Origin of the sequence: Lactobacillus nasalidis (genome assembly GCF_016587775.1) — a bacterium.
Lineage (GTDB): Bacteria > Bacillota > Bacilli > Lactobacillales > Lactobacillaceae > Lactobacillus > Lactobacillus nasalidis.
The window spans coordinates 1-2,175 of the sequence record NZ_BOCG01000129.1; the positions used below are offsets into that span (position 1 = coordinate 1).

A 2,175-nucleotide genomic window follows, 5' to 3' on the forward strand; every position below is an offset into this window, starting at 1 on the left:
CAAGCTTTTTAAGAAAGGATAGCAGATGTACGAGTATTTTGAGGGCATCATTACTGCAGTGAATCCGGCCTATGTCGTGATCGAGGTGGCCGGAATCGGCTACCGGATCCTGACGCCGACTCCATATGCCTACCATGAGGGGGACAAGGCCCGGATCTATATCGAACAGGTAGTGCGGGAAAACGGCATTGCCCTTTACGGTTTCAAGAGCCAGCAGGACAAGGGCCTGTTCAACAAGCTCAATGAGGTTTCCGGCATTGGTCCCAAGTCCGCCCTGGCGATCATGGCGGCTGAGGACAACGGGGCCTTGGCTTCCGCGATTGAAAGCGGCGAAGTGACTTACCTGACCCGGTTCCCGGGGATCGGCAAGAAGACGGCCTCCCAGATCGTTTTGGACCTGCGGGGCAAAATGGGCAATTACGTGGCTGAAAACCTCTTCAGCGAAGACGAGCCCAAGCCCGACCTTTCGCCGGCCTTGGAAGACGCCTTGCTGGCCCTGGGAGCCTTGGGCTACAGCCAAAGAGAAGTCGACCGCATCAAGCCTAAGCTGGAGAAGCTGCCGGAAATGTCCGCTGACGAATACATCAAGCGGGGCCTGGGCTTGCTGCTGAAGAAATAAGGGAGAAGGGAAAAGATGACGGAAGAACATTTGACCAGCCAGGAGGCGGCCAGAGGCGAGCAGGAGATGGAACTGTCCCTGAGACCGCAGCGCCTCAGCCAGTACATCGGCCAAGGCCACGTCAAAAAAGACATGGAAGTCTACATCCAGGCCGCCCGCCAGCGTGACGAAGCCCTGGACCACGTCCTGCTTTACGGGCCGCCGGGTCTGGGTAAAACGACCCTGGCCTTTGTCATCGCCAATGAGCTGAGCGTCAGTTTGAAGAGCACGAGCGGCCCGGCCATTGAGCGGGCGGGGGATTTGGTGGCGCTTTTGACGGACCTGGAGCCCGGCGACGTGCTGTTCATCGATGAAATCCACCGCCTGGCCAAGCCGGTAGAAGAAGTACTTTACTCGGCCATGGAAGACTTTTACATCGACATCGTGGTTGGCGAAGGGCAGACGACCCACGCGGTTCACCTGCCTTTGCCGCCTTTTACCCTAATCGGGGCCACCACCCTGGCCGGGCAGCTGTCGGCGCCTTTAAGAGACCGTTTCGGGATCGTCGAGCACATGCAGTACTATCAAGTCAGCGACCTGGAAAAAATCGTGCTGCGTTCCAGTGAGGTCTTTCACACCAAGATCTCCCCGCAAGCCGCGGTCGAACTGGCCCGCCGTTCCCGGGGCACGCCCCGGGTGGCCAACCGCCTGCTCAAGCGGGTGCGGGACTTTGCTGAAGTTAAGGGGGAAAAAGAAATCTCCCTGGAGACGACCACCCAGGCTCTCAAGCAGCTGCAAGTCGACAGCGCGGGGCTGGACCAGACCGACCGCAAGCTTTTAAGAACCATGATTTTGAGCTATGGCGGCGGCCCGGTCGGCATCAGAACCTTGGCTTCCAACATCGGCGAAGACCGGGAGACGATCGAATCGCTCTATGAGCCATATCTGCTGCAAAACGGCTTTATCGTCATGACCCCGCGGGGCCGGGTGGTAACCCAGAAGGCTTACCAGCAGCTGAATTTGCCCCTGCCAGGGGATGAGGCATAGCCAAAACGGCCGGCATACAGTATAATGGTCGTTAAAGCCTTTGGCAGATGCCAAAATAAGCAATAAAGTTTTACAGAGGTGGATAATTTGAATACTTTCGTATTAGCCGCAGCAAGCAATGGCGGCAGCAGCATCTTCATGCTGGTAATGTTGGCTGTTTTATTTGGTTTTACCTACTTTACGATGATCAAGCCGCAAAAGAAGCAGCAGCAGCAGCGCCAGGAAATGATGAACCAGCTCAAGAAGGGCGACAGCGTTGAAATGGTTGACGGTCTGCGCGGCAAGATTGATTCGATCAATGATGCTGACAAGACGATCGTTCTGGATGCTGACGGGATTTACCTGACTTTCTCCAGACTGGCCGTCAGAACTGTTTTGAAGCAGGCAGATGCCGCTGAAGCAGCTGAAACTGAAGAAAAGGCTGAAGACAAGACTGAAGAAAAGCCGGCAGCCGACAGTGCTGAAAAGCCAGCAGCTGAAGCTGAAGCAGCCGAAAATGACAGCAAGTCTGAAGAAGCTGACAGCAAGGA

The 2,175-nt window shown here is 55.9% G+C and carries 3 protein-coding genes; all 3 read left to right on the plus strand.

Features of this window, described 5'->3' with window-relative positions; translation table 11 throughout:
• The first annotated feature begins 25 nt into the window (after positions 1-25).
• Positions 26-619, plus strand: coding sequence for a Holliday junction branch migration protein RuvA (gene ruvA, locus lacNas_RS02215; protein WP_201336313.1), 594 nt, complete (start codon positions 26-28; stop codon positions 617-619).
• A gap of 15 nt (positions 620-634) precedes the next feature.
• Positions 635-1,645, plus strand: a complete 1,011-nt coding sequence (gene ruvB / locus lacNas_RS02220) for a Holliday junction branch migration DNA helicase RuvB (protein WP_201330256.1) — start codon at positions 635-637, stop codon at positions 1,643-1,645.
• A gap of 87 nt (positions 1,646-1,732) precedes the next feature.
• Positions 1,733-2,175, plus strand: a 443-nt coding sequence (yajC, locus tag lacNas_RS02225; protein ID WP_244661402.1) for a preprotein translocase subunit YajC, incomplete at its 3' end; no start/stop codon positions are given.